The organism is Mariniphaga sediminis (assembly GCF_003573545.1).
In the GTDB taxonomy this organism is placed as follows: domain Bacteria; phylum Bacteroidota; class Bacteroidia; order Bacteroidales; family Prolixibacteraceae; genus Mariniphaga; species Mariniphaga sediminis.
Genome location: NZ_QWET01000001.1, coordinates 593,403 through 620,060 on the forward strand (window position 1 = coordinate 593,403; position 26,658 = coordinate 620,060).

Genomic DNA, 26,658 nt, shown 5'->3' on the forward strand with positions numbered 1-26,658 from the left:
CGATTAATCTTCAATTAACTTACGGTTGCGGCTACGTTGTACCCAAATAATTATTCCAACCGTGATAAGGGCCATAGGGGGTAAAATCATCATTCCGTTGTTTTCATAAAAACCTCCGTTGGCAATGTACCAACTGTCGGGGATAATTTGAAAACCGTAGATAGAACCCGAGCCAAACAGTTCGCGTACAAACCCAACAATAATAAGGATAACCCCGTATCCTGCTGCGTTTCCTAAACCATCGAGGAACGATGGCCACGGGCGGTTACCCAGGGCAAATGCCTCGAGGCGTCCCATAATAATACAGTTGGTAATAATCAGTCCGACAAACACCGAAAGTTGTTTACTTACATCGTAAACATAAGCTTTCAGTACCTGGTCAACCAAAATTACCAGTGAGGCAATAACTACCAGTTGAACGATAATCCGGATTCGGTTTGGAATGGTATTTCTCAGAAGTGAGATGATTACATTGGCAAAGGCAAGCACGGCCATTACCGAAACAGCCATAACCACCGAAGGTTTAAGCTGGGCTGTTACCGCCAGTGCAGAGCAAATTCCCAGCACTTGTACCGTTATCGGGTTGCTGTTGTTTAACGGGTCGGACAACAGCTTCATGTTTTTCCTTGAAAAAAGAGTTTCGCTCATCGCTTATGATTTTTTCTTCATTAAGAATTCTTCGTAACTGTTAAAATCTTCCAGTAGCATTTGCTCCAATCCTTTACTGGTAATGGTTCCTCCGGAAATTCCATCTACACTGTGTTCCTCCGGTGCATCCTGTCCGGGTTTGGTTATGGTTATGGAAACCAACTTTCCTGAACTGTCGAAAATATGTTTTCCTTTAAAAGCTTCCTGAAACCAGCTGGTAGAAATTTCAGCGCCCAGTCCCGGGGTTTCTCCCTGATGATCGAAATTCGCACCATAGATGGTGTTCATATCTTCATTCAACGAAACAAATCCCCAAATGGGCCCCCACAAACCAGCGCCCCGCATGGGGAAAATATATTTTAATCCGCTTTCGGTCTGGCATTCAAAGACCGGAAACAGGCGTTCTTCAACCGGCTTGGCCTTTTCCTTTTTCATATCGATTTCAAACGCATCTTCTCCTTCAACTGTTTCGCCTTTCGAATTTATGACATATTGATTTTTAATCTTTTCAGCATAAATTTCATCGGCGTCATCGACATTACTCGCGATATTTACAGAAGCAAGGATATTTTGCTTTTTTTCTATCTCCACATTTTTGGTCTGCCTGGGCCTTAAAGACATGGCTGCGGATGCCAGGATGGCGGCAACAAGTATGACCATTACTGCCGCATAAATGAATGTATATGTATTACTGTTCCTGTCCATAATTGCAATTTTTTCGGTTATGCAGAAATTTGGGCCCGTTTCATCCGGCGTTTAATGTGTCCCTGCACCACGTAGTGATCGATAAGCGGTGCAAAGGTGTTCATAAGAAGTATGGCCAGCATCATTCCTTCCGGAAACGCCGGGTTTACCACACGAATAAGGATGGCAAGGATACCGATAAGGAATCCGTAAATCCATTTTCCTCTTTCAGTTTGAGCTGCCGAAACAGGGTCGGTAGCCATGAATATAGCGCCAAAGGCAAAACCGCCAAGAAGCAGGTGCTGCCAGAACGGAAGCTCCATAAACGGATTTACCGCAAAAATATTCAGGAGAATACCCATCACCAAACCACCGGCAATAGTGGAAATCATTATTTTCCAATTCCCGATTCCAGTAACTATCAAAATGAAGGCCCCGAGCATAATAGCCAGCACCGATGTTTCACCAATAGAACCTGGTATGAGACCAAAGAAGGCATCTGCTACGTTGAAATTAATGTTTCCGGCGGCAGCGTCGGCCATCGGAGTAGCGCCGGTAAATCCGTCAATAGGGACATCGTTTTTTCCCAGGGCAACCCACACTGAATTTCCAGACATTTGGGCCGGATAGGCAAAAAAGAGGAACGCACGGGCAATCAGTGCCGGGTTCCAGATATTCATACCGGTTCCGCCAAATACTTCTTTGCCAAAAATAACGGCAAAAGCAGTGGCAACGCCAACCATCCACAACGGGGTTTCAATAGGCATAACCAACGGAATAAGTATTCCGGAAACCAGAAAACCTTCATTTATTTCGTGTCCGCGCATTTGTGCAAAAGCAAACTCAATGCCCAGCCCAACTACATAAGAAACAATCACAACCGGTAACACTTTCAGAAAACCGTAAAAAAACAGGTCGAAAAATCCGGTGGACGCCAATTCGCCAATGGCTTTAAAGTGTTGATAACCCACATTGTACATTCCAAAGAGTAATGCCGGAACCACCGACAAAACCACCAGCGACATGGTGCGTTTCATATCGATGTAATCGTGAATATGGGCGCCTGTTTTTGCCGTGGTCTTCGGCACAAACAGAAAAGTAAAGAAACCGTCGTGTACGGATTGCAGCCAGTGGTACTTTGCTCCTTTCTGCACAAGAGGCTCTGTTTTTTCAAAAAAGTCTTTTAAGAATTTCATCTTTTATATTTCCTGCTAAAGTTATCCAAGCTCTTTTATCATGCTGTTAATTCCCGTGCGTAAAATATCCTGAACCTTGATTTTTGAGGTACAGACATACTCACACAAAGCCAAATCTTCTTCAATTACTTCGTAAATTCCCAATTGTTCCATTTTGTCGATATCGTTTGCCAGAACAGCTTTCAGCAAAAATACGGGGAGGATGTCCATGGGAACTACTTTCTCGTATTGTCCCGACAAAACGAAAGCACGTTCACCTCCGTGTATATTGGCATTCAATACATATTCTTTTTTGGGAAACAGTTTTGACAAGAACGTTTTCGAAGCGCTGAACTTATCCATCCCCGGTAAGGTCCAACCAAATAATTCATATTCGTTTCCTTCGGGAATCACGCTCACCTGCGAATCGAAAAATCCCAGGTAATTTTGCGGTTTCACCCGTGTTCCTGTAAGAACGTTTCCGCTAATGATACGCTGTTTGTATTCTACTTTTTTCAGTCTTCCGTCAGTCACCGAGGAAACAGGAGCGCCTAACACTGTCTGAATGTACTTGGGATTTTCCACCTCCGAACCGGTTAGGGCAAGTACTCTGCTAAAATCAACTTTCCCGGTTTCAAAAAGCCTTCCGATAAATAATACGTCCTGCGGGTTTATTGTCCAGATAACATCGCCTTTAAGAATGGGCGAAATATGATGAATCTGTACTCCGGTGTTACCCGCCGGATGAGGTCCGGTAAACTTTTTGATTTCGACATTTTTTATATTCGTAAACACCGATTTTTCGCCAACCCCGAGGAAAACTTTCCCATCGGTTAGTTTTGTCAGTGCATCTACGCCGGTTTGGAAAGTTCCCAAATGGCCTTCCATAATAAAATTATAGTCGGGCGCCAGGGGAGCTGTGTCGAATGTAGAAACAAAGATGGCTTTCGGCTTCTCTTCCGGCGATGCTAAAACCCCGTAAGGACGGCGTTTGATAAACGGCCATATTCCGCTTTTCAATAGCTGCTCCTTCACTTCCTCAGACGAAAGGGAGCCGGGATTGGCTTTTTTGAATTCAACTGAACCGGCGTTGGGATCAGTCTCAATGACAACCTCCAAAATTTTGCGGCGTTCGCCCCGGTTTACCGAAACAACCTTTCCCCCTACAGGTGCAGTGAAAAATACTTCCGGATGATATTTATCGTAGAACAATGCATCGCCTGCCTTTACCTCATGTCCCGGTTTTACACTCATCTTGGGCGTGAATCCCGTGAAATCAGTCGGCTTTAATGCAACAGAGGCCGGAACCTGCAGCGTCTCCAGTACTTTCTCAGCACTTCCTTTTAGCTTTATATCCAGCCCTTTTTTTAACTTAATAACTTCTGACATTTTTTATTAAGAATAGTATTGTTTTTCAGGTTGGCAAAAGTAAATAATTAATTCACTTTTGCCAACGTAAATAACTGAAAAATCCAAGGTTTGAAATATACTGATATGTCAATATGTTTGGTGATATATGTCAAATATTGAACCCTGGTTTGTAATACAGGTTGGTAAAGGAATACAGGAAGGAACAGATTAAAATCGGTTTTTTTACGTTTTCTGCTAAGTAAGAGGATAAAATGGCTCATTTAATATGGAATACGAAAAATTTCAAATTGATATAGAATGAGATATCTTTGCAAAGGGTAATTTTTTTGAGGCTACTTTAAATTATTGTAAATGGACAGAGTTATTTTTTTTGCAGGACTGTTTTTGGCGGGTGTGGTTTTTACTGTACGGGCTCAGGAGGGTAATTTTTATTATGAAAATGCAGTTTACAAAGAAGATATTAAAACCATGCTGATGTACCGTGAAGGGTTTGAATTGTCGAATCCGGTATGGGAAATAGGAGAAGAGAACCCGCTGGTTTTTAAATTCGACGATCTTTCAGGCGAAGTGAAGGACTACTCATACACTGTTATTCATTGCGATGCCGACTGGAATGAAAGTTTTATTCCGCAGAGTGATTATATTAATGGCTTTCCCGAAAACCCGGTCGAAGATTTTGCCCGCTCCTTCAATACGGCCTTCAATTATATAAATTACCGGATATACCTGCCGAACGAAAATCTCGGGTTTAAACTTTCGGGAAACTACGCCCTGGTAGTTTATGAAAACGGGAACAAGGAGAATATTGTGTTAAGCCGGCGTTTTCATGTAGTTGAGCCGCTTGTAAATGTGGAAGGAACGGTGCGCAGAGCTACTGCTGATGCCTTTAAAGGTGAAAACCATGAGGTGGATTTTACGGTTTTTCATGAAAACCTGAACATTGAAAATCCGCGGCAGGAGGTAAAAGTAGTGATAATGCAAAATAACAGGTGGGATAATGCCATTCGCGATTTAAAACCATTGTTTATCCGCGAGCGGGCTTTGATTTACGACTATAACCGGGAAAACGTTTTTGTAGCCGGCAATGAATTCCGGTACTTTGATAACCGGACAAACCGGATGAATGGCGAAAATGTGGCAGCCACCGATTTTCACCGGCCATATTTTCATAAAACGCTGGTAACCGACGATGTGAGGGCGAATCTCCGTTTTTTCTCGTACGAGGAAATGAACGGGAAGTATGTGGTGGAGAGCCAGGACCCTCAGGTGGAAGATTACGATACCGAATGCGACTACACGTTTGTACATTTCACCCTGCCGCTCGAATCTATTTTGTTGGGAGGCACCGTAAATGTGTTTGGCGCACTGAACTATTGGAATGCCAATAAAAGCAATGAGATGACCTGGAATTTTGATACCAGCGCTTATGAACTGACCATGCTGCTAAAACAAGGATATTATAATTACATGTATGTTTACGTTCCCATGGGAGCGAAAGTGGCCGACCATAAAAATATTGAGGGGAGTTTTTGGGAAACCGAAAATGATTACCAGATTTTTGTTTATTATCGTGAGCTTTCAGGGCGGTACGACCGGTTGGTGGGCTACCGGCAATTGAACTCTGTTATCAACCGGCAGTAGGGGGCTTCTAAGCCGCGCCTTTCTAAGAATTAAGACTTACTTTTAAAAGCATAAATAAGAGAGACATTTTTTGGCCGGTATCGTCAATACATTTTTTTAATGTTGAAATGGCTTTTGAGATAAGGTTGCGACAAGCTTCCACGCTGATGTCCATAATTCCGGCAACAGCATTGTAGTCCAGTTCTTTGGAAAAACGGAGATAAATCGCCTCTTTTTGGCGTGGGGTAAGTTTGTTTAATGCCTGCAGCAGCATTTTTGATTTTTGCTCCGAAACTTCCTTTAAGATCAGTTCATGCTCGATTGACCAGGTTACATCAAATCGGTACTCGGTTATTTTTTCATCTTTTTTGTACCGCTTTTCTGCCTTGATTTTTCGCAATAGTTTTCGTTTGAAGGATTTTAGCAGGTAAAATAAAATATTGTCGGTGTGTCCCAGCCGTTTTCTTTTTTTGATTAAGTCGGCAAAAAGATCCTGAAGTGCATCCTCCACCAGTAACCTGTCGGCGGTGAATTTCAATCCATACAGATAAAGTTTCTCCGAATATTCGGAATAAATATATGAAATAGCCCTGTCGTCCCCTTTTTTTAACGAGCTCCAGATTTGAGTATCAGATAATCCCGATAAGTTCATTTTTAATTACAGGTTAATCAGATGCAATTTTAACAAATGAAAACCGAAAAAGCAATTATAGATATTCCGTAAAATTCGGTGTATTTAACCTTAAACGGTTTTATTATCTTAGCCGCTCAATCGGAAAAAATAGAAAAATGAGAAAGATAAAGCTATTTATTTTTGCCTTCTTACTTTTTATTGGTTCCCTTTCGGCAAAAGAGGGAATGTGGATTCCTCTTTTGCTGGAGAAATACACCCTGTCCGAAATGCAGGAAATGGGCTTTCAACTATCGGCTGAAGATATTTATACAACAGACGGAACAGCCAGTATGAAAGATGCTGTGGTGATTTTTGGGGGAGGTTGTACCGGGGAACTGATTTCCGGCGAAGGGCTGCTCATAACCAATCATCACTGCGGTTACAGTGAAATTCAGTCGCATAGTACGATGGAAAACGATTATCTCACCAACGGTTTCTGGGCTGGTAGTAGGGAAGAAGAGCTGCCAAATCCCGGACTCTCAGTGAGATTTCTTGAATATATGGAAGATGTGACCAGTCAGGTATTGGAAGGAACAAATAATTTGAGTGCGGAAGAGAAAGAAAGAAAAATACAAAGTAATATTCTGTGCGTTGCAAAAGAAGCTTCGGACGGGGAAAAATATATGGTAGAAGTGAAACCTCTTTTTTACGGCAACCAGTATTATGTGTACGTTTATAAAGTTTATCGCGATGTCAGGTTGGTGGGAGCGCCACCGTCGGCCATTGGAAAATTTGGCGGCGATACCGATAACTGGATGTGGCCCAGGCATACCGGGGATTTTTCACTGTTCCGTATTTATGCCGATGAAAATAACGAACCGGCAGACTATTCTCCGGACAATGTTCCCTTCAAACCGAAAAAGTTTTTTTCTATCTCCCTGAATGGAGTTCAACCCGAAGATTTTACCATGGTGTTGGGCAACCCCGGGAGAACAATGGAATATATCCCATCCCACGAAGTGGATATTATCCTGAATCAGCGTGATCCCGATCGTATTGCCATTCGGGATAAAAAACTGGAAATCATCAGTGCCGCAATGGAATCCGACCCGGAAATCCGGATACAGTATTCGGCGAAACATGCTTCCATTAGCAATGCATGGAAAAAGTGGCAGGGTGAAATCCTTGGTTTGCAGCGGCTCGATGCCGTAAACAAAAAACTGGATTTTGAAAAAGATTTCCGGAATTGGGCTGAAACAGAAGGAGTATGGGAAAGTGAATACAAAAAGGTGTTTGCCAACTTTGATACACTCTATTTTATCTATCAGGACTTTATAAAAGCATCGGATTATTATTCGGAAATTGTACTGAGAGGAATAGAGCTATTCCAGGTGGCGGCAAGTGTCGATAATATGGTGCGTAACTTGGAGAATAACCAGGATATAAAATGGGAAAGTCAGTTAAAGAGTGCAGAGGAGTACCTTTCTTCCTTCTTTAAGGATTACAACCGGGCTACCGACGAAAAACTTTTTACCGAACTGCTTCCTATGCTGGCCAGTGATTTGAAACCTGAGTTTTTGCCCGTTTATCTGATTGAACTCCTTAGTAAGCATCAGGGAGAAGATTTGGTAAAGAAGGTGTACGGAAAATCGGTGTTGCATAATTGGCCGGAGATGAAAGAATTACTTGCAGAAGGCAATAAGCAGCAATTGTTGAAATTAAGGCAGGATCCGATAGTTGAGTTGTATAACCGGCTGAATTTTCATTTCGAAACCACTATTAATCCGGTGGTAAATGTAGTTTCAAAACGAATTGACCAAAATATGGAATCTTATATGGCCGGTATTATGAAAATGAAAGCGGGGGAACCTCTTTATCCCGATGCCAATCTTACCCTTCGGGTGGCCTATGGAAAAGTGGAGGGATACAACCCGCAAGACGGGGTAAAATATAAACATTACACCACTCTTAAGGGGGTAATGGAAAAAGACAATCCGGAAATATACGACTACGATGTGCCTGTTCGCCTGCGTGAACTTTATGACACAAAAGACTTTGGCCGGTATGCTGCCAATGGCGATCTTCCGGTATGTTTTACGGCCTCAAACCATACTACCGGGGGTAATTCGGGCAGCCCGGTTATTAATGCAGAAGGTCATCTTGTAGGGGTTAACTTCGATAGGTGCTGGGAAGGAACAATGAGCGACATTATGTACGATCCTGAAATGTGCCGTAACATTGCTGTGGATATTCGCTATGTGTTATTCCTTATCGATAAATTTGCCGGCGCCGGGTATTTGCTGGAAGAGATGGAACTCGTTGGGGGAGGAGAGAAGGTAAGGGGAACAACATCGATAGATGCAAAAAATCAGGGAGGCTAGAAGAAGGTTATTCTATTTTTCTGACCATATATTGCCCCGGTATTTGAGAACTAATATTCGCGCAGTCCTTTCTCTATGTATTCCATTTGCCAGATTCGAAAAAGGAATTCATCTTCAGGGATTTTTGCAGGTTCGTTTTTTAGTAGTATTTCCAGCCGGGCTTTTGTATCTGCATCCACCGTTTGGGGTTTCATGGCTGTTTCTGATTTTACATAGCAGGTTTTTTGCGGAAGTTGCAGTTCGGTGCAATGGGTTCCCGTTGGTCCGTTTTCCGAAATAACCAATGCTTTGTATCCGATGGTATTTTCTGTAAGTTCACGAATAAATCCCTTTTCGGTGATAACGGCGCCGGGAGTTGCCAGTGCCTTGCCGAGTTGTTTTCGGAAACCTGCCTGCTGAAAGCGGTTTTTAAAGAAGAAGGAGCAGTAGTTTATTCCTATTTCCAGTTTTTTTTCATGCGCAAAATGGAGTATTTCAAGTGCGGCCAGTTCCGATTCCATCACCACGGGTTGTTCTGCCGGGATGAAGGTATAGTTGCGTTGCAGCATTTTCGTTGCGTTGTGTTTGGTGAGCCGTAACTGATGCAGGTTCAGGTTGGTCACGCCCGCTTCAATCATTTGGGGAAGCAATTGTTTCAGTTTCTCCTTTTCCTCCGGTACGGCCGGAATTTCAATGGTGATGTGGGGAACAATGCCTTTTGCTGTCCTCACCTTTTCGAGCCGGTAACCGGTTGCCCCAATATCAAATCGCACTTCGTTGAGACCAGCGGCGGCCAGTTTCCTGAATTTTTTTGAATCGGCCAGAATACCGTTGGTGTACATCCAGGTGTAAATATCGGGCGCACACATTTTTCGTATGGTTTTCAGGTAGTGCAGGGTGCGATCAAAAAACAGCAAGGGTTCTCCTCCACTGAAACTCACTCCTTTGAATCCGAAAAAATTGATGTATCCGGCATAGCTCTCCGCATTTTCAAATGTCAGGCTTTGAGTGGCCGGAACTTCGTCGTTTTTTTGAGAGGATGGGCAGTAAAAACAGTTGGCATTACATTTATTTGTAATAAACAGGCAACTCCAGGTACCCAGTCCGCACAGTTTGCACCCTTTTGAAAGCTGGTGATGATAAAATTTGGTTTCTTTAAAGAGCATATTCCCGGCCAGGTTTTTTGTGAGCCGATCTCTGGTTTCCTGCACTTTTGGTGCCTGGTAAGGGTTTAGCCACCGGATGTTTGAATAATCTGAAAAGTTCTCTTTGTGTCTGTTTAAAAGGTTGTTCAGGTAATTGTCGAAAGCTTCCATTTATACATAATATGCAGTTTATTGAACAGAGGCTTTCCCAAAAGTACATGGCAAATGTCACCTGTTGGGAACAGGGCGAAGCTAAATTTTTTTTCAGAAAAAAACGGAAGATGAGCCAAAAAAATGTTGGGTCTTTTTTTATTCGTCCACTCCCTTTACTTTCATCTTCAGAGTATAAACCGATGTGCGTGCTGTGATAAAAAGAATGTTACGCTTTTTCCCTCCAAAACAAACATTCGACGGGCTTTCCGGAATATCAATTTCTTGTATCAGTTTCCCTTTCGGGGAATAGACCCACACCTTGCCCCTGGTGAGGTATACATTGCCTTTGTTGTCCATGGTCATCCCGTCGGAGCCGTGTGGCGCAAAATACTTTTTGTTGGAAAGGTTTCCGTCGGGCCCGATGTTATACTTCCATATTTTTTTGTCGTTGATATCGGCTACGTACAACGTTTTTCCGTCAGGCGTTCCGATTAATCCGTTTGGCTGTTTGTAGTCATCAATCACACGGGTAATTTTACCCTGAGGGTTCAGGTAATATACCCCGCGGGTATCCTGTAATTCAGCATGGTTCTCTTCCCAGTATTTCCGGTGGTAGTACGGATCGGTAAAATAGATGCCTCCGTTGGGGGCAATCCACAAATCGTTTGGTCCGTTCAGGTGAGAGCCGTTATAATTTTCAAACACGACCTGCATCTTTTTATTCTCGCTGAATGCTACCAGTTGGTTGTGTAAATCGGCACAGGCCATGAGTTTTCCAGCTTTGTTAAAATACAGTCCGTTGGATCTGCCACTTTCTTCCATCCACAGGGAAATGCCTTCTTTTTCATCCCAAATGTAGATCCGGTCATTGGGTTGATCTGTAAAGTAAATCCTTCCGTCGGAAGCTACTGCAGGACCTTCGGTAAATGAGAAATCTCCCCCGGCTTTTTCAACGGTTGCATTTTTTGCAATGATTCCGTTTTTCTGTGCAAAAACAGAAAGGGAAAGGAACACTAAAACAAATACACTTACGCTTTTCATTATTTTTATTTCAATTATTTAGCTTGCTGGTCTTTACGGTGCTCCCCTGAACATTTCTTTCGCTGTTTTATCCATTGGATCGGAGTACTCTGTTGAGACTTGCTGCTTGCATGTGCAGGATTTGCTTTTATTGCATATTGCTGCAAAATTACAAGACCAGCGTTTATTATGGGGTTAAAATAATAAATTTTTAGGGAAGGATTATGAAGGAAATGCCATCCTTTATATAAGAAAAATTCCCGGCAAGCCGCAGCCCCCGGGAATTCTCTTTTTACTAAATAATACGAAAACAGCTTTTACACCAGTGAAATCAGTACGCCGGCTGCTACCGCCGAGCCAATAACTCCTGAAATGTTACTTGCCATACAGTATTGCAATATGTGATTTGCAGGATTATATTTTAACGCCATTTCGTTGGCTACCCGGGAGGCCATTGGAACAGCACTCAGACCCGTTGCCCCAATCAGTGGATTGATTTTTTTTGAGGCAAAAAGATTGTATCCTTTTACGGCTAAAATTCCCCCGGCAACCGATAAGGCGAAAGCAATAAATCCTCCGGCAATAATGCCAAGTGTTTTTGACGTAAGAAAAACTTCTGAAGTCATCGTAGCTCCAACAGTCAGTCCGAGAAAAATTGTTGCTGTGTTCATAATCGGGCCGGTGGCTGCATCGGCAAGCCGGCTTGTAGAGGTACCAATCTCTTTTATCAGGTTCCCAAAAAGCAGCATCCCCAGAAGTGGTACCGACGAGGGTACAAAAATGGCAACCACCGTTCCGAGGGCAATCGGAAAAATTATTTTCACTGTTTTCAGGTTCTTGATCTTATGCTTTGGTGGAAATTTTTTATCCATCTCCCGCATGTTGATGGTGAATTCCTTTTTTGAAATCAGCATTTTAGCTATTAACGGAATAATGACAGGTACCAGTGCCATGTATGAATAGGCCGCAATGGCAATGGGCCCCAAAAGGTGCGGCGCCAGTTTAATGGTAGTGTAAATGGCTGTAGGACCATCAGCGCCACCGATTATTCCCAGCGAGGCCGCTTCGTTTAAGTCGAATCCCAGCAGAATAGCAGCAATCAGTACCGTGAAAATTCCAATCTGGGCCGCAGCACCAAAAAAGGCCAGCCGCAAATTGCGGAGCATGGGGCCAAAGTCTGTTAAAGCACCCACTCCCATAAAAATAATGGGAGGCAAAAATCCTGTTTTAATCAGCGAATAATAGAGGAAGTTCAGGATTCCATATTCGTGAGCAATTTCAAACAGGTTTTTGTAACGACCATCTCCCAAATCAATGTTCGATGCGTCTACAATACCCATTTCGGCTCCGGGAAAGTTGGCGACCAAAACGCCAAATCCTATGGGAACCAGCAATAACGGCTCGTATTTTTTCTTGATACCCAGATAAAGCAGTACAAAAGCAATGAGCCACATAATGACAGTTTGGTAACTAATGGTACCAAAGGCTGTCATTTCGAATAAACTTGAAAAAATGTCCTGCATAGGGTTACTGCATTTTTATGATTACGTCCTCTTCGTCGACGGCGTCGCCGTTGGCAAGACAAATTTCCATGATTTTTCCGGCATCTTCAGCGACAATGGCGTTGTATGTTTTCATCGACTCAATGTAGCCAATAACATCACCTTTATTAATCTGGTCACCCATTTTTAGGGCTGTTTCAGATGCATCTTTGGTGAGGAAAAATTTTCCTTCCAGCGGTGCGGTAACCTCTTTCAGTTGTCCGTTCGTTTGAGCCGGTGTGTTTACCGGTGCTGCATTGGAAGTATTTCCGTTTGTTCCGTGGCCATTTGTTCCATGTCCGTTTGTTCCATTCCCGTTTACTTCCGGGTAAGAAATATTGACAACGTATTTCTCTCCGTTCACCTCCACATGCAGTTCTTTCGGAGTACATCCGTTGGCAGGTGCCGGAGCAGGTACCGGAGTCCCGGCTTTTGCTTTTTCCGTTTTCTTTTCTGCCAGATCGGCTTCAAAGGCAGCTTTGGCTTGCCCCGATTTGTAAGCCCTGTATTGTTCCGGGTGCATGGCCAGTTCAAACAGTTCCTCATCGTCCTGGCCAAAGTCCCAGCCGTTTTCCTTCATTTCTGTGCGGAATTCGTCCAACTTGTCCGGATACAAATCCTGTGGGTTTCCGGTGTAGAATTCTTTCCCTTGATTTTCTGCCAGTTTAATAATGTCAGGATGGAGTTCTCCGGGCAGTTTACCCGATTTACCCAGGATCATGTCCCATATATTGTCGGCAATCATCGACCACCGTTCTTTTCCTTTTTCAAGCTGAATGACATTCATAAGAGCCAGGTTTTTTACATACTGGCTAAACGGGGTTACCAGCGGTGGATATCCCAGCATAGGCCAAATATGGGATACCTCATCGAATAATTTAATCAACAAGTCATCCTGTGTCAACTCAGGTTTTCCTCGTTTCGAAAGCCATTTGTTCAAACTGGTCAGGTTGTTTTCCAGGTCAGCCATTAAGCTTCCCATCATCCCTCCTGGCAGACCGGGGCCAGTCAGCAACGAGTTCATCAGCCTGTTTTTGGGATTGATGTAATATCCTAAAAATTCGTCGATGAAACTTTGGGTGAGTGCGCGCACTTCCATGTAGGCATTCATGTTGATTTCGGGCACTTTAAACCCGGCATCTTTCAACATTTCCTGCACGGCAAGCACGTCTGCGTGACCTGTTCCCCACGAAAGTGGTTCCATGGCCACATCAATATATTCTGCACCTGCACGAGCTACTTCCAGAATAGATGCCATGGAAAAACCAGGCCCTGAATGGCCGTGGTACTGAACGGGAGTAGCGGGATGCCTGTCTTTAATATTTTTTACAATCTTTCCGATAAAGGCCGGACGTCCGATTCCTGCCATGTCTTTTACACAAATTTCGTCGGCTCCCATCTCAATGAGGGTATCGGCCAGTTGGGTGTAATATTCCACGGTGTGTACTTCGGATACAGTCAGACTAAGGGCTGCCTGCGAAATCATTCCGCCCTCTTTGGCATATTTTACAGAGCCTTCGAGGTTACGGGGATCGTTCAATCCGCAAAATGACCGGGCAATATCGGTTCCCTGCTTTTTCTTCACTTTGTACATCAATCTGCGCACATCGGCAGGAACCGGGCTCATGCGGATACCATTCAGTGCCCTTTCAAGCATGTGGGTCTGAATTCCGGCATCATTAAATGGCTGTGTCCACTGACGGTTTGCGGCATTGGGATTTTCTCCAAACAGCAGGTTAATTTGCTCAAAGCCTCCACCATTGGTCTCTACTCGGGCAAAACACCCCATATCGATAATGGCCGGAGCCACTTTCAATAACTGACTAACCGTTGGTACGTATTTCCCCGACGATTGCCACATGTCGCGGTACAATAAACTGAATTTGATTTCTTTTGCCATGATAATTATCTTTTGGTTATTTTTTTTCTACTTTGGTTACTTTGCCTTTGCCACCCGTCACTGCCTCAACAGCAGCCACAATAGCCGAAAGAGTGCCGGTGTGAATTCCTGCTGAGCCGCTTCCGGCTTTTCCGGTGTTTTCAGACTGAGGCCAGAATTTATTGGTTATCCGGATTAAAAGATTTCCGAGAACGACAACCAACCCTAATATCAAAAGGACGGTAATCATTCCAACTACCAGGATGGCGAATGCATTATTTAAACTTTGTTCCATTGTTTTATCTTATATTTATTTTATTATCAACTAAACAGATCCTCCCCGGCCTTGGACACGACAAAACCGCATTTCAATTTAAAATGATTGAAAAATGAAAAGTGGGTGTGAAAAAATCAAATTCCGTTTACGCTAACGGAACACTCAAAAATTAATCCCGTCGAATTAAAAAATTATGAAGGCGGAGAGGCATCTGATTCAAAAAACAGTATCCCGGTTGTGATATTTTGTAAAAAAATTTGGTTCATGATGGCAAAAATGAAGCATTTTTTGGGATTTTCATTCTAATTTAGAATTGAGATCAGAAAATTTAAAACTGTCTTAATAATCGATATTCGTTTTTATGATATCATGGCGTTGTTCATTTCAGTTAATTTTTGTGTGGTGTTTTTGATTGTAAAAAAATATATGTGATGTAATGAATTGTAACTCACTCCGTCTTACCTTTGATGACATGCCGGAATAGGCAGGCGAAAAACAGAAAAGTAAATGGTTGCCAGTGATTTTAAAACAAAAGTATTGCCTGTGAGTAAAAAGTTACTCCGTTTTGCAGTGCATTTTCTGAAGGACGAAGACGAAGCGAGGGATGTTGTGCAGGACATATTCCTGAAACTCTGGCAAAAAAAGGATGAACTGGACCGGATTGAAAATGTTGAGGCTTTTGCGATGCGTATGACGCGGAACCGGTGTCTCGACATTATCAGGGCAAAAAGGGTAGTGCCCATAGATGCCGAAAAGGAGAACAGGCTGAAAGAGGAAACCATTGATGTTCATGAACAAATTGAAATGAGTGAGGCTGCCGGCCAGATAAAAGCACTCATCGGGAGGCTGCCGGAAATACAACGTAATGTGATGCAGTTGCGCGATATTGAACAACTGGAGTACGAAGAGATTTCAGAAATGACGGGTTTGCAGGTAAATGCTATCAGGGTAAATCTGTCGCGGGCAAGAAAAAAGGTGAGGGATGAATTTTTAAAGTTGAATTCAGATGGAAAAGAAAGAAGTAAAACATTTGCTGCAACGCTATTTTGACGGAGAAAGTACAAGTGTGGAAGAAAGAGCACTGCAGGCTTACTTTCAATCCGGAGATGTAGCAGAAGAGTGGAGGGAGTATATTGATTTTTTTAGTGGAATTTCTGAGTCGGCCACAACAGACCGGGATGAAAAGTTTGAAGAAGAAATTATGGATTTCATCCTGGAAAATGAATCAAAAGAAAAAATTCGGTACCGCGGGTTGTGGCAGAAGGTGACGGGTATTGCCGCTTCTGTAATACTTGTAATCGGGGGGATGTTGATGTATCAGCAAAGAAACGAGTCGTTTGAAGACACCTTCGATGACCCCGAAGCGGCGTATGCGTATGCAGAACAGACTTTGGGTTACGTTTCGGCAAAATATAACAAAGGACTGGCAGCCTTGTCGAATTTCAATAAATTACAAACAGCAACACAACCCTTACAGAAAGGGATAGAGCCTGTGAATGAATATTTGGAACTGATAGAAACAATGGGTAGCGGAGAAAAAAACGGACAGTAGCACCAGGCCGCTGCAGAGCGTATAATTTATAAGGAAGATGTGGAAGTAAAATTTTAAAAACATTAATACTAAAAACCATGAAAAAGTTGATTTTTATACTATCGCTGATGCTGCCGCTGGCAGTGTTTGCTCAAAAAAGCCCGGTTGACAGGTTATTTGAAAAATATGCCAACAAGGAAGGGTTTACCACCGTGAATATCTCCGGAAAGTTGCTGGGGTTTGCCAGCGCGATAGATACCGGCGATGAGGCGGCCAGCGAAATGCTTTCGAAACTGAGTGGAATTCGTATTCTGACAGTGGAAGATGATGAGCTAAACGACAAACTTGATTTTTTTGCCGAACTGGAAAAGGACGGATTTTTCAAAAAGAATGATTATGAAGTTTTAATGGAAGTGACCGAATCTGATGAGGTGGTGCGTTTTCTGGCTAAAGACGGGGGCAACGGCAAATTTTCAGATTTGATTCTTGTGGTTGGGGGTGACGACAATGCGCTCATTAGTATCAGTGGTATTATCGATCCGGAGAATATTGGTAAAATTACCAAATCACTGGATATTGATTTGGGGGGACAAGTGAAAAAAGTGGAAAAGTAAAACAGGTTATTTAAAATAGGAATTGTACCATTTTACAAATTCCCCGATACCTTTTTCCAGCGGGGTATCGGGGGAATATCCCAAATTTTTCTGAAGGTCGCTAACATCTGCAAATGTTTTATACACATCCCCGGGCTGCATTTCCCTATATTCTTTCACTGCTTTCTTCCCCAGCGCCTTTTCAATTGTTTCGATGAAATCCAACAGTTTAACCGGGGTTGAATTTCCGATATTATAAATTTGATAAGGCGGACTTTCTGCAGGAATTCCTGCCAATACCTTGACCACACCTTCCACAATATCATCGATGTAGGTAAAATCCCGGTACAAATCGCCGTGGTTGAACACCTTTATGGGCGTTCCTTCCAAAATGGCCCGGGTAAAAAGGAAATAGGCCATGTCGGGCCTTCCCCAGGGACCGTAAACCGTAAAAAAGCGAAGCCCGGTGGCCGGAATGTTATAAAGATGGCTGTATGTATACGCCATCAGCTCATTGCTTTTTTTTGTGGCAGCGTATAAACTTATGGGGTGGTCCACCGGATCGGATGTGGAAAGCGGCATTTTGGAACTATTGCCGTACACACTGGAAGAACTGGCGTAAACCAGGTGTTTTACCGGATGGTGCCGGCAGGCTTCCAAAATGTTCATAAAGCCTGCAATATTGCTGTTTATATAGGCATGCGGGTTTTCAATACTGTAGCGCACGCCGGCCTGTGCCGCCAGGTTACAAACAAAATCAAAATTCTCGGTTTCAAACAAATGATTCAGAGCTTCACGGTCCTCAAGGTTCATTCGTACAAAAGAATAACCTGCATCCTTTGTACTGGTAATTTTTTGATTCCAGTTTGCGGAATCCTTTGAAATACCCGCCTCCCGGAGCCTTGAGAATTTTAATTCAGGAGAATAATAGTCATTGATGTTGTCAATTCCCACAACTGAAGCCCCTTGCTTCAGCAGTTTATTCACGAGGTGAAACCCAATAAATCCGGCAGAACCTGTCACCAGTATTTTCATTTCCAAACTATTTTAAAGGAAAAATTTTGTTTTTCTCCAGGTAATCCGAAATCCGATCAAGGTTGAGTTCATTTTCTTCGGGGTTAAATACGAGATTTGCATGGGCTGGTTTCTCAAATTCCAAATCAGCCCCCGGTAGGTTTTCCGTTTCGCCCTTGTCGGCTTTTTTGTACAATTCAGGTTTGTTGTTTCGGCAGTACTCCAGCGAAGCATCCATAAAAAACAGGTGAAACTTGTCTTGTCCGATAATTTCTGATACCTGTCCGCGAATGGAGTTATTTCGCGAAATAAAGGAACAGATTGTAATAATTCCCTGGTCATTAAGGATTTTACAGATATGGGCTACCCGACGCAGGTTTTCTGCCCGGTCGGCAGGTGAAAAATCCAGTTCGCGGCTAAGGCCGGGGCGCACCGAACTGCCATCCAGCAATACTACGGTGGCGCCATCATCAAATAACTTTTTTTCAAGGCTGAATGCCAGCTCATTTTTACCCGAGCCGTGTAATCCTGTGAACCAAAGGGTCATCCCTTTCTGGTTGAACCTTTTTTCTCTGCTTTCGGCGGAGATTAACGATTTTCCTTTCCGGATTGTTTCTTTTTCAACATCGGTAATCCTCGAAGGCAGGTTTTTACTGTCGAGCTTATCAAGAATCATTCCTACGGCCACGGTATTGTTTGTAACCGGATGTATCAATACAAAAGAACCGGTGTTCTTATTTTTTTTATACGGATCGAAAAAGAGGGGCTTGGCAGTAGTTAGCACAGCCCGGCCGATTTCATTGAGTGTGAGATTTTTTACTTCGGATTTTTCCAGTGTATTTACATCCACTTTATGGCGAATCATATCGATTCGGGCACGTGTAGTGTTGGTGGTTTGTTTCAGAAAAAACTGGGTGGAAATATCCATGGGCTCTTCATCCATCCAAACCAGCATCGCTTCGAAATGACGTTCCATGCGCGGCAGATTATCCGGGTTGACCAGCATTTCACCACGGGAGATGTCTATTTCGTCTTCCAGCACTAGCGTAACCGATTGGGGAGGAAATGCCTGTTCCTGGTCGCCATCGTATCCCGGAATGGCCTTTACTTTTGATGTTTTGCGCGATGGCAATGCCATAATTGAATCACCCGGTTTGACAATGCCAGAGGCTACTTGTCCGGCAAAACCGCGGAAGTCGCGATCGGGACGGAGTACATACTGCACCGGGAACCGGAAATCGTCGTAGTTGCGGTCGCTGCTAACATGCACTGCTTCCAGGAATTCAAGCATGCTTTTCCCATGGTACCAGGGCATTTTGGGTGAAAGCTCCACCACATTGTCACCTTTGAGCGCCGAAAGGGGAATGAAATTTACATCCGGGATATCAAGTTGGGTTACAAATTTTTTGTAGTCGGAACATATATCGTCGAAAATTTTTTGACTGAAATCTACCAGGTCCATTTTATTTACAGCCAACACAACATGTTTGATGCCAAGCAATGACACTAAAAAGGTGTGCCGGCGGGTTTGGGTAATTACTCCTTTGGTGGCATCGATGAGGATGATGGCCAGGTTTGCAGTGGAACCGCCTGTAATCATGTTACGGGTGTATTGTTCGTGTCCCGGTGTGTCCGCAATAATAAACTTTCGTTTCGCTGTGGAGAAATAGCGGTAAGCCACATCTATGGTAATTCCTTGTTCCCGTTCTGCTTTCAGTCCGTCGAGTAGCAGCGCATAGTCAATGTCTTCACCGGCATGTCCTACCCGTTTGCTGTCACGTTCCAGCGCTGCCAGCTGGTCTTCGTAAATCATTTTACTGTCGAACATCAATCGTCCGATGAGGGTCGATTTTCCATCATCAACCGAACCGGCGGTCAACAGCCGGAGCAGGTCTTTTTTCTGATCCTGATCAAGGAAAGCGCGGATGTCAAGATTGTTTGTTAGTGTTGTCATTGTTATTTTGTTGCTGGTTATTTGTTACTTGTTGCTTGTTGTTGGTTGCTGGTTAGGTTTTCCAACTCTTTTCCACATACTGTATAAACTTGTATATTTTCATTCCGAGAATTTCATATCCTTCGGCTAGTTCGTTCCATCCTTTTTTATCAGGATAAAGGGCAACGATAGTTTTTATTTGATTTGCGCATTCATCATTTGATGCCTGAGCGTAAATTAGAAATTTTGTAAAATCGGCCTTGTAGCGTCTTCTTCCATATCCTTCTACAATCTGATCTTTTATACTTTTAGATGATCGTCTTACTTGAGCACCCTGTTCATACAATTCAAAATGTGGCAATTCAAGACTAAGCTTATGAACTTTTAATGAGAGTTCAAATGCTATTTTGTAAATATCTAAGTCTTTGTAACTCCCCATTTTCACTATTTGTGGTTTTCAAATATTAACCTTTTCATAGATTTATTGTATAGCCTTTTACCAGTAAACGAGTAACCGGCAACCAGTAACAAGTAACACGCAGACAACCTCTAGAAATATCCTTCTCTTTTCTTTTGTTCCATGCTGGCTTCCTGGTCGAAGTCTATGACACGGGTGGTGCGTTCTGAAACAGTGACCGTCATCATTTCCTCTACTATTTTTTCAATGGTGTCGGCTTCTGATTCTACGGCTCCTGTGAGCGGATAACAGCCAAGGGTGCGGAAGCGAACTTTCCGCATTTGAGCTTTTTCTACCAATTCTTTAGGCATCCGGTCGTCATCTGCCATAATCAGGTTACCATCCATTTCAACAATGGGCCGTTCTTTGGAGAAATAAAGCGGCACGATGGGGATTTCTTCCAGCCTGATATATTGCCAGATGTCCAGTTCAGTCCAGTTACTGAGGGGGAATACCCGAATCGATTCTCCTTTATGAACGCGGGCATTGTAAATATTCCACAATTCGGGGCGCTGGTTTTTCGGATCCCATTGGTGAAATTTATCGCGGAATGAAAAAATACGTTCTTTGGCGCGTGATTTTTCTTCATCCCGTCGGGCACCGCCAAATGCAGCGTCAAATTTATACTTGCTGAGTCCTTCAAGCAGCGCCTGTGTTTTCATTACATCGGTATGCACTTTGCTTCCGTGGGAAAACGGGCCAATACCGCTTTCGAACCCTTTTTTATTATAATGGACGATCAGATCCCACCCTTTTTCTTTTGCATAATTATCCCTGAATTCTATCATTTCACGGAACTTCCATTTGGAGTCGATGTGCATGAGTGGGAACGGCACCTTGCCAGGGTAGAATGCTTTTTCGGCCAGCCGCACCATTACAGATGAGTCTTTTCCGATAGAATAAAGCATTACGGGGTTCTCAAACTCGGCCGCCACTTCACGGATAATATGAATGGCTTCGGCCTCAAGCTCACGCAGGTTTGTTAAACTGTATTCCTTCATGAATCTGAATAAAATATTCTACTTTCTTGAGTAACTTCTGTGAATGTAATTTTTTCTGTTACTTTATTTACAAACAATTTTTCCGGTATTTTGTCAGGCAAAATTGAAGGGCAAAGATAATACTATTCACCAAAGAAGTAGTTTTGCCATTTTGCAAATACCGGAAACATCCGTAAACGGGCAAAACGTTTCATCTATTTTTTTGTTCATGTATAATCTGTTTTTGGTTGATTCAAATTGGTCAAAAAAGGAAGTACAGAATTTTAAAAATGTAAAAGACCGGGAGATGCAGACCTCGCTTTATGTATGAAAAATTTAGAATCAGTATAAGGAATTAAAGTATGAAGTTTCTGCATGAAATGACTCCCGATCTTACTATTTTTATTTATATAAAATGATTGTTTTGTTCGTAATCTTCAATTTGGCTGAACGAGTACTGATAGCTCATCGGAATAATCTCGTTATACTCTTCCAACGTTGCATTTGACAGGCATGCATCAATTATCCGTTTACCTGTTCTGTATAAGTCTTCCTTTAAATATTTTTGCAGCTCTTTTTTGAAAAAATCCTGTAATATTTCCGCGCCGGCATCATAACCGTCTGTACCCACTTCTATCTGATTATAAACCTTCAGAAAGCGTGTAGGAATTTTCGAGCTTTCAATCGTAAGGTAGTTTAATTCGTAACCCAGCAAGCTGCATCTCGCAGGCTGGAACTGATCACTTCTTAACCTTGCCACCCCACGCCGGGTTAAATATTCACGCATCAGGAGCTGAGGTCTAAACCCAACTTGCCAGACTCCAATATTTTGATTCGGAACCAGGGTAAAGGTGGTTCTTGGTGTTTTAACAATCTGGTCGAGCAGCAAATTGGCATGTGTAACACGTTTCCCGGTAGCAAAAGGCCAGTAAGAACCAACCCCCTCGCTTTCCATGGCGCCTGTGCCAACAATGCTTGGGTTGTTGTGCCCCCTGGGAGATACAAGTCTCCAAAGCCAGGCAAGCGCCGGGGGTAAAATGTGGAACAATCCGACAATCCCGTAAGATGGATTTTCCCTGCTGCACATTGGCGTTCTGATACCAAAGCTTCTGATGTCTACCCCAACCGGATGGTTTACAATGTTTTTTACGTTGCTGCGGGGCAGGATTACCCTGGGGTTGGGGCATGGCTTGCCGGGCTCGTCCATGATATGGTCCCAAATGAGGGCCGTTGATTGTGGAACCGTATCGATATTCAGGAAAAGTAACTGTTTATCCGGGGAAATGGTTGCCTTTTCAAGGTGCGGATCGTCGCCGTATTCTTTCACGCTGTCAACCCGAACAAACCAGGCATTTTCGGCATCCAGAATGTACAGTTTACCATTTTTCTTTTGCTGGGAAGGGTGGCACAGGGCCATATCGTCAGCTACTGCCCTGAAAGAACAAAACCTGGGAATACTGATGAACCTTTCTTCCCCGTTAACCCTGTTTCTTCCAATCAGTACACGGCCGTCCACTTCCCGGATAATGTGCTGGTGCAATTCACTTTTTCCACCTCCGCTGGCTCCTTCGTGCATAAAGGTAGTGATGTTATCGTAGGGGCTGATCGACTGGACGGCAGAACAGTGTGCCGTAATCCATCCTTCCTTTTCACCCTGGGTGAGTAGTACTCCGTAAAGTCCTTTTTTTGCACTTGGCCCGGGATAAAGATTGTAGGCATAAAGTTCATGCACATTGGCTGTGCGGTTATGTACAACTACCTGTTTGCCATCGAAATGGGTGTGGCGGAATACCGGTGCAACAAAAATAACTGATTTGACTTCTGTCTTTTCTTCCAAATCCTGCGGCGCCAGAATTTGTTGTAACATCGACAGGCCCATTGCAAAAAAAGCTGCGTTGGCCGGGGCAATGGCTATGCCGACAGAACCGATGTTCTCCCTTCCGGCAAAATAGAAAAAACAAGCCAGATCCTGTTTTTTAAGCCAATCAAAGGTCTCCTCCTGAATAGAAGAAAAAGTAAATCCATACTTTTCGCTGAAATGTTTTTTATCGGTGGGAAGGTCGTCCGCAATGGACATTGTTCCGGGGTCCCGCCGTCTCATGTAGGGTTCGGTGTAATTTGCCGAAATACCGTTTTTCACCCGGTGAACCACCGCTTCAGTATATTCCCCTTTGCCGGGGATATCATACTTTACAAAGAATTCATTGTTTTGTTTGCCGTTGGTAGATGCATCGGCAAGTTCATCGGTTGTATTGAAAACCGTAAGGCTTTTGCACTCCTTCAATACATCCGTTACATTACCGGGCAATTGAATATTTTTTTCTGATAAAATTTTAAATAAACTGTCCATAACCATCTTTTATTCTGTTTTAGTGTAACATGCCCGATGAAATATTGTTTCGTGCGGTATTACAACGGAACAAAAGTATTGTTTTGTGGTTAACTATTGAAGGAGTACTTAATTTTGATTAAGAATGGTTAAAAAAATTAATAAATACTTAATCAACCTACAGGTCTTTTTCTTACCCTTCCGGAGGAGTGATTATCCAGATTACCTGGGAGTTGCCTTGTGAAATGTTACGCGCAAGATGGTGACTTGCTGAGTTAAAATAAAAACTGTCATGTTTTTCCAGAATATAGCTTTTGTCATCCAGTGTAAATTCTATTTTTCCATTTAAAACAAAACAGAATTCCTGCCCCGGATGAATTTTCATAATTCCTTCCGAGCTGGCACCTTTTTCGAATTCTACCAGGAAAGTCTCCATTTGTTTCCCGTTTCCGTGATTCGACAAAAGATACAACGTAGCGCCGGAATCGTTTCTTTCCACAAAGCTTTTCTTGTTGAACTTAACCAGGGGGTTTTTGGTCAAAATTTCATTTTCGCCAATTAACTCGCCAACTGTTGTGTATAGGCTGTCAGCTATTGATTTGAGGGTTAGGACAGAAGGAAATGCTTTGGCTTTCTCAATTTGCGACAGTGCACTTGAACTTATACCCACCTTTCGGGCAAGTTCGTTCAGTTGCATGTGTAAACTTTCTCTTTTGCGCTTTATCCGTTCCCCCAAGCGTTTCATAAAATTGTCTTTAAAAGAGGTAAAAATAATGATTATTCACTATGACCCGAAAAAAAATAAAGTAATATTTAATGTTTTAAATACTACTTATTTTTAATCTTCCGGATTACAAATAGCTATTTGTTTCGTTCCGGTACAATCTGACAGAACTGTTTTATTTTTTGAGGTATAATTTTTCAAAAGAAACTTCTGCATACAACCAACATATTTTGCATTTGTCCATAATCAGAACGGGCAAAGAGGAGAGAGGTTAAAGGAGCAGCTTGTCTACTTTGGGACAGGAATGCGGAAGAAATACTACAATATTGTTTCCGGGATGGAGCGTCTTTAGCATTTATGATAAGTTTTTTTTATTGATTTTCAACTTTTTTGTTATGTTTTAATATGTAATTAATATGTTATTATATAACTATATAATTAATACTTGATATGTTTATTATTTATTCATTCATGTTTTTGTTAGGTTAAAAAGACTCGATTCTCTTTTTTTGCATCGTATCTTTGAAATTACAAAAACACAAAGAGTATGGCTCGATCCACAGAAAAAGAATTTTACAGGCCTTTGAGCGACGAGGAAATAGGGCAGTTGGTTTACCAGGGATGTTCCTCGCCCGACTGGAACCTGGTGAAAGTTTCTCCAGACTTCACTCCTGATAACATCGAAAACTCCAAATTTACCGGTCATATCCGTTTGAACAGTTTCAACCGAACGGTAAATTTGGTAGGCGGAATTACTTTTCATACTGGCATTTATAATGCCTGGCTTCACAACTGTGAAGTAGGAAAGGACGCACTTATTCATAATGTGAGGAGTTACATTGCCAATTATAAAATTGAGGAACAAGTAATTATCCATAATGTAACCACGATTGCTGTGGATGGGGAGACTTCCTTTGGGAACGGTGTGAATGTAGAGGCAATTAACGAAGACGGAGGACGCGCGGTTCCCATTTATGATTTTCTTTCCACGCACGTGGCATATATTATGGCACTTTACCGTCACCGGCCCGGTGTGGTTCTGGCCTTAAAAAACATGGTAGAATCTTATACTGAAAGCGTAAAAAGCAGCACGGGTGTTGTCGGTGCCTATTCAAAAATATTAAACTGTAATACCGTCCTGAATGTGAAGGTGGGGCCGGCTACTACGATAGATGGTGGTAAAAAGTTGAAGAACGGGAGCATTAACAGTACTCTTGAAGCCCCGGTGATGATTGGAGAAGGAGTTATCATGGACGATTTCATTGTTTGCTCGGGTACCCGGATTACCGATGCCACTCTTCTTTCAAAATGTTTTGTGGGGCAGGGGTGTATTCTCGACAAACACTATTCGGCGTTCAACTCATTGTTTTTTGCCAACTGCCAGGGATTTCACGGTGAGGCCTGTTCCATCTTTGCCGGGCCATACACGGTTACCCACCATAAATCAACACTGCTTATTGCCGGTATGTTTTCTTTTATGAATGCCGGCAGCGGCTCCAACCAAAGCAACCATATGTATAAGCTGGGGCCTATCCACCAGGGGATTTTGGAACGGGGAGCAAAAACTACCAGCGATTCCTACCTCTTGTGGCCGTCGCATATTGGCGCCTTTTCATTGGTTATGGGCCGTCATTACAAACATTGTGATACCGCTGATTTTCCTTTTTCTTATTTGATTGAAAGCAAAGACGAAAGTATCCTGGTTCCGGCTATTAACCTGAAAAGCATTGGTACGGTGCGGGATACCCAGAAATGGCCACGACGTGATAACCGGAAAGATTCTAATTTACTCGACCTGATCAATTTTAATTTGCTTAGTCCTTACACTATTCAAAAGATGGTGAACGGTCTTAAAAAGCTTCAGGCCATCCGTAAATCATCAGGAGAATTTGCCAGGGAATACAGTTATGACAAAATGAAAATTGAGAAACGGGCGCTCGAACGTGGTATTGTTTTGTATGAAATGGCAGTCTGGAAGTTTTTAGGCAATTCGCTCATTACCCGCCTGCAGGGAACTGAATACGCTTCGAACAAGGAAATCCGAAAAACATTACAACCGGATACTACACTGGGAAAAGGATACTGGGTCGATCTTTCCGGCCTGCTTTGCCCGTTTGAAGCGCTCGATAAATTGCTTCGCTCCGTGGAAGATGGAGAAACAACTACCCTTGAAGAGGTGAATGCGGCATTGATTGCCCTTCATAAAAATTATTACAATTACGAATGGACCTGGGCGGTAGATGTTTTACAGAAATTTTGTAATAAAAAGCTTGATGAGTTCACGGCGGAGGATGTAATTGATGTGGTGGAAAAATGGAAAAAGAGTGTCCTTGAAATTGACCGCCTCCTGTACGAAGATGCCAAAAAAGAGTTTTCACTGACTAAAATGACCGGATTTGGTGTGGACGGACAAAACGGCGCGCGCGAACTCGACTTTGCAGAGGTGCGCGGAGATTTCGAAAAAAACGAAACGGTAAAGGCCATTCATGTGCATATGCAAAACAAGGAAAACCTCGGGAATGAACTCATCGGAAGAATGAAAAAAACAATGCGCAGGGAAGTAACGGCAAATTGAACCAGAGCCCCAAACTTTTAACATTTTATTTCTCAA

22 protein-coding genes are annotated in these 26,658 nt (G+C 42.9%); 6 read left to right on the top strand and 16 right to left on the bottom strand.

Features of this window, described 5'->3' with window-relative positions; genetic code table 11:
- Positions 1–3: 3 nt before the first annotated feature.
- From D1164_RS02155 to D1164_RS02170, 4 genes are read right to left on the bottom strand one after another with little or no spacing between them, the layout of a single operon-like run.
- On the bottom strand, positions 4–648 hold the full coding sequence (locus D1164_RS02155; RefSeq protein ID WP_119348271.1) for an NADH:ubiquinone reductase (Na(+)-transporting) subunit D: 645 nt from the start codon (positions 646–648) through the stop codon (positions 4–6).
- A 3-nt stretch (positions 649–651) separates the two neighbouring features.
- Complete coding sequence (nqrC, locus tag D1164_RS02160; protein ID WP_119348272.1) at positions 652–1,353, bottom strand: NADH:ubiquinone reductase (Na(+)-transporting) subunit C; 702 nt, start codon at positions 1,351–1,353, stop codon at positions 652–654.
- 17 nt (positions 1,354–1,370) lie between these two features.
- Positions 1,371–2,528 carry an NADH:ubiquinone reductase (Na(+)-transporting) subunit B gene (locus D1164_RS02165; RefSeq protein WP_119348273.1) on the bottom strand — a complete coding sequence of 386 codons (1,158 nt, stop codon included), beginning with the start codon at positions 2,526–2,528 and terminating at the stop codon, positions 1,371–1,373.
- Positions 2,529–2,549: 21 nt separating this feature from the next.
- The gene (locus D1164_RS02170) at positions 2,550–3,896 is read right to left on the bottom strand and encodes a Na(+)-translocating NADH-quinone reductase subunit A (RefSeq protein WP_119348274.1); all 1,347 of its coding nucleotides are present in this window, start codon (positions 3,894–3,896) and stop codon (positions 2,550–2,552) included.
- 333 nt (positions 3,897–4,229) lie between these two features.
- Here D1164_RS02170 and D1164_RS02180 point away from each other — a divergent pair, with 333 nt between their 5' ends.
- Positions 4,230–5,519 (top strand): type IX secretion system plug protein, encoded by a 1,290-nt coding sequence (locus D1164_RS02180; RefSeq protein WP_119348276.1) that lies wholly within the window; start codon positions 4,230–4,232, stop codon positions 5,517–5,519.
- A gap of 22 nt (positions 5,520–5,541) precedes the next feature.
- Here the strand turns inward: D1164_RS02180 and D1164_RS02185 are convergent, their stop codons facing one another.
- Positions 5,542–6,150, bottom strand: coding sequence for an RNA polymerase sigma factor (locus D1164_RS02185; RefSeq protein ID WP_119348277.1), 609 nt, complete (start codon positions 6,148–6,150; stop codon positions 5,542–5,544).
- Positions 6,151–6,287: 137 nt separating this feature from the next.
- Between D1164_RS02185 and D1164_RS02190 the strand changes: the two genes are divergently transcribed.
- Positions 6,288–8,492: a S46 family peptidase gene (locus D1164_RS02190; protein ID WP_119348278.1), complete on the top strand. Its 2,205-nt coding sequence runs from the start codon at positions 6,288–6,290 to the stop codon at positions 8,490–8,492.
- Positions 8,493–8,542: 50 nt separating this feature from the next.
- Here D1164_RS02190 and D1164_RS02195 read toward each other — a convergent pair whose 3' ends face one another.
- The 5 genes from D1164_RS02195 to D1164_RS02215 form a co-directional block, all read right to left on the bottom strand.
- Complete coding sequence (locus tag D1164_RS02195; RefSeq protein WP_119348279.1) at positions 8,543–9,787, bottom strand: radical SAM protein; 1,245 nt, start codon at positions 9,785–9,787, stop codon at positions 8,543–8,545.
- A gap of 138 nt (positions 9,788–9,925) precedes the next feature.
- Positions 9,926–10,810, bottom strand: coding sequence for an SMP-30/gluconolactonase/LRE family protein (locus tag D1164_RS02200; RefSeq protein ID WP_119348280.1), 885 nt, complete (start codon positions 10,808–10,810; stop codon positions 9,926–9,928).
- Between the two features lie 296 nt (positions 10,811–11,106).
- A complete protein-coding gene (locus tag D1164_RS02205; RefSeq protein WP_119348281.1) occupies positions 11,107–12,312 on the bottom strand; it encodes a sodium ion-translocating decarboxylase subunit beta in 1,206 nt (401 codons plus the stop codon).
- A gap of 4 nt (positions 12,313–12,316) precedes the next feature.
- Positions 12,317–14,230, bottom strand: coding sequence for a biotin/lipoyl-containing protein (locus D1164_RS02210; protein WP_119348282.1), 1,914 nt, complete (start codon positions 14,228–14,230; stop codon positions 12,317–12,319).
- A gap of 16 nt (positions 14,231–14,246) precedes the next feature.
- On the bottom strand, positions 14,247–14,504 hold the full coding sequence (locus tag D1164_RS02215; RefSeq protein ID WP_119348283.1) for an oxaloacetate decarboxylase: 258 nt from the start codon (positions 14,502–14,504) through the stop codon (positions 14,247–14,249).
- A gap of 489 nt (positions 14,505–14,993) precedes the next feature.
- On the opposite strand from D1164_RS02215, the gene D1164_RS02220 reads away from it, so the two are divergent.
- The 3 genes from D1164_RS02220 to D1164_RS02230 all read left to right on the top strand — a co-directional run bounded on the left by D1164_RS02220 (position 14,994) and on the right by D1164_RS02230 (position 16,631).
- Positions 14,994–15,536, top strand: a complete 543-nt coding sequence (locus tag D1164_RS02220) for an RNA polymerase sigma factor (RefSeq protein ID WP_119348284.1) — start codon at positions 14,994–14,996, stop codon at positions 15,534–15,536.
- The gene (locus D1164_RS02225) at positions 15,493–16,038 is read left to right on the top strand and encodes a hypothetical protein (RefSeq protein WP_119348285.1); all 546 of its coding nucleotides are present in this window, start codon (positions 15,493–15,495) and stop codon (positions 16,036–16,038) included. Before D1164_RS02220 ends, D1164_RS02225 begins: the two co-directional genes overlap by 44 nt.
- A 77-nt stretch (positions 16,039–16,115) precedes the next feature.
- Positions 16,116–16,631 carry a DUF4252 domain-containing protein gene (locus tag D1164_RS02230; RefSeq protein ID WP_119348286.1) on the top strand — a complete coding sequence of 172 codons (516 nt, stop codon included), beginning with the start codon at positions 16,116–16,118 and terminating at the stop codon, positions 16,629–16,631.
- Positions 16,632–16,637: 6 nt separating this feature from the next.
- Here the strand turns inward: D1164_RS02230 and D1164_RS02235 are convergent, their stop codons facing one another.
- From D1164_RS02235 to D1164_RS02265, 6 genes are all read right to left on the bottom strand, one after another.
- Positions 16,638–17,645 carry an NAD-dependent epimerase gene (locus tag D1164_RS02235; protein WP_119348287.1) on the bottom strand — a complete coding sequence of 336 codons (1,008 nt, stop codon included), beginning with the start codon at positions 17,643–17,645 and terminating at the stop codon, positions 16,638–16,640.
- Between the two features lie 7 nt (positions 17,646–17,652).
- Positions 17,653–19,578, bottom strand: a complete 1,926-nt coding sequence (cysN, locus tag D1164_RS02240) for a sulfate adenylyltransferase subunit CysN (RefSeq protein ID WP_119348288.1) — start codon at positions 19,576–19,578, stop codon at positions 17,653–17,655.
- A 52-nt stretch (positions 19,579–19,630) separates the two neighbouring features.
- Complete coding sequence (locus D1164_RS02245) at positions 19,631–19,996, bottom strand: four helix bundle protein (protein ID WP_119348289.1); 366 nt, start codon at positions 19,994–19,996, stop codon at positions 19,631–19,633.
- Between the two features lie 110 nt (positions 19,997–20,106).
- Positions 20,107–21,015 (bottom strand): sulfate adenylyltransferase subunit CysD, encoded by a 909-nt coding sequence (cysD, locus tag D1164_RS02250; RefSeq protein ID WP_119348290.1) that lies wholly within the window; start codon positions 21,013–21,015, stop codon positions 20,107–20,109.
- Between the two features lie 385 nt (positions 21,016–21,400).
- Positions 21,401–23,344: a DUF4914 family protein gene (locus D1164_RS02260; protein WP_119348346.1), complete on the bottom strand. Its 1,944-nt coding sequence runs from the start codon at positions 23,342–23,344 to the stop codon at positions 21,401–21,403.
- Positions 23,345–23,516: 172 nt separating this feature from the next.
- Positions 23,517–24,068, bottom strand: coding sequence for a helix-turn-helix domain-containing protein (locus D1164_RS02265; protein ID WP_119348292.1), 552 nt, complete (start codon positions 24,066–24,068; stop codon positions 23,517–23,519).
- 526 nt (positions 24,069–24,594) lie between these two features.
- On the opposite strand from D1164_RS02265, the gene D1164_RS02270 reads away from it, so the two are divergent.
- The gene (locus tag D1164_RS02270) at positions 24,595–26,622 is read left to right on the top strand and encodes a DUF4954 family protein (RefSeq protein WP_119348293.1); all 2,028 of its coding nucleotides are present in this window, start codon (positions 24,595–24,597) and stop codon (positions 26,620–26,622) included.
- The last annotated feature ends 36 nt before the right edge of the window (positions 26,623–26,658 follow it).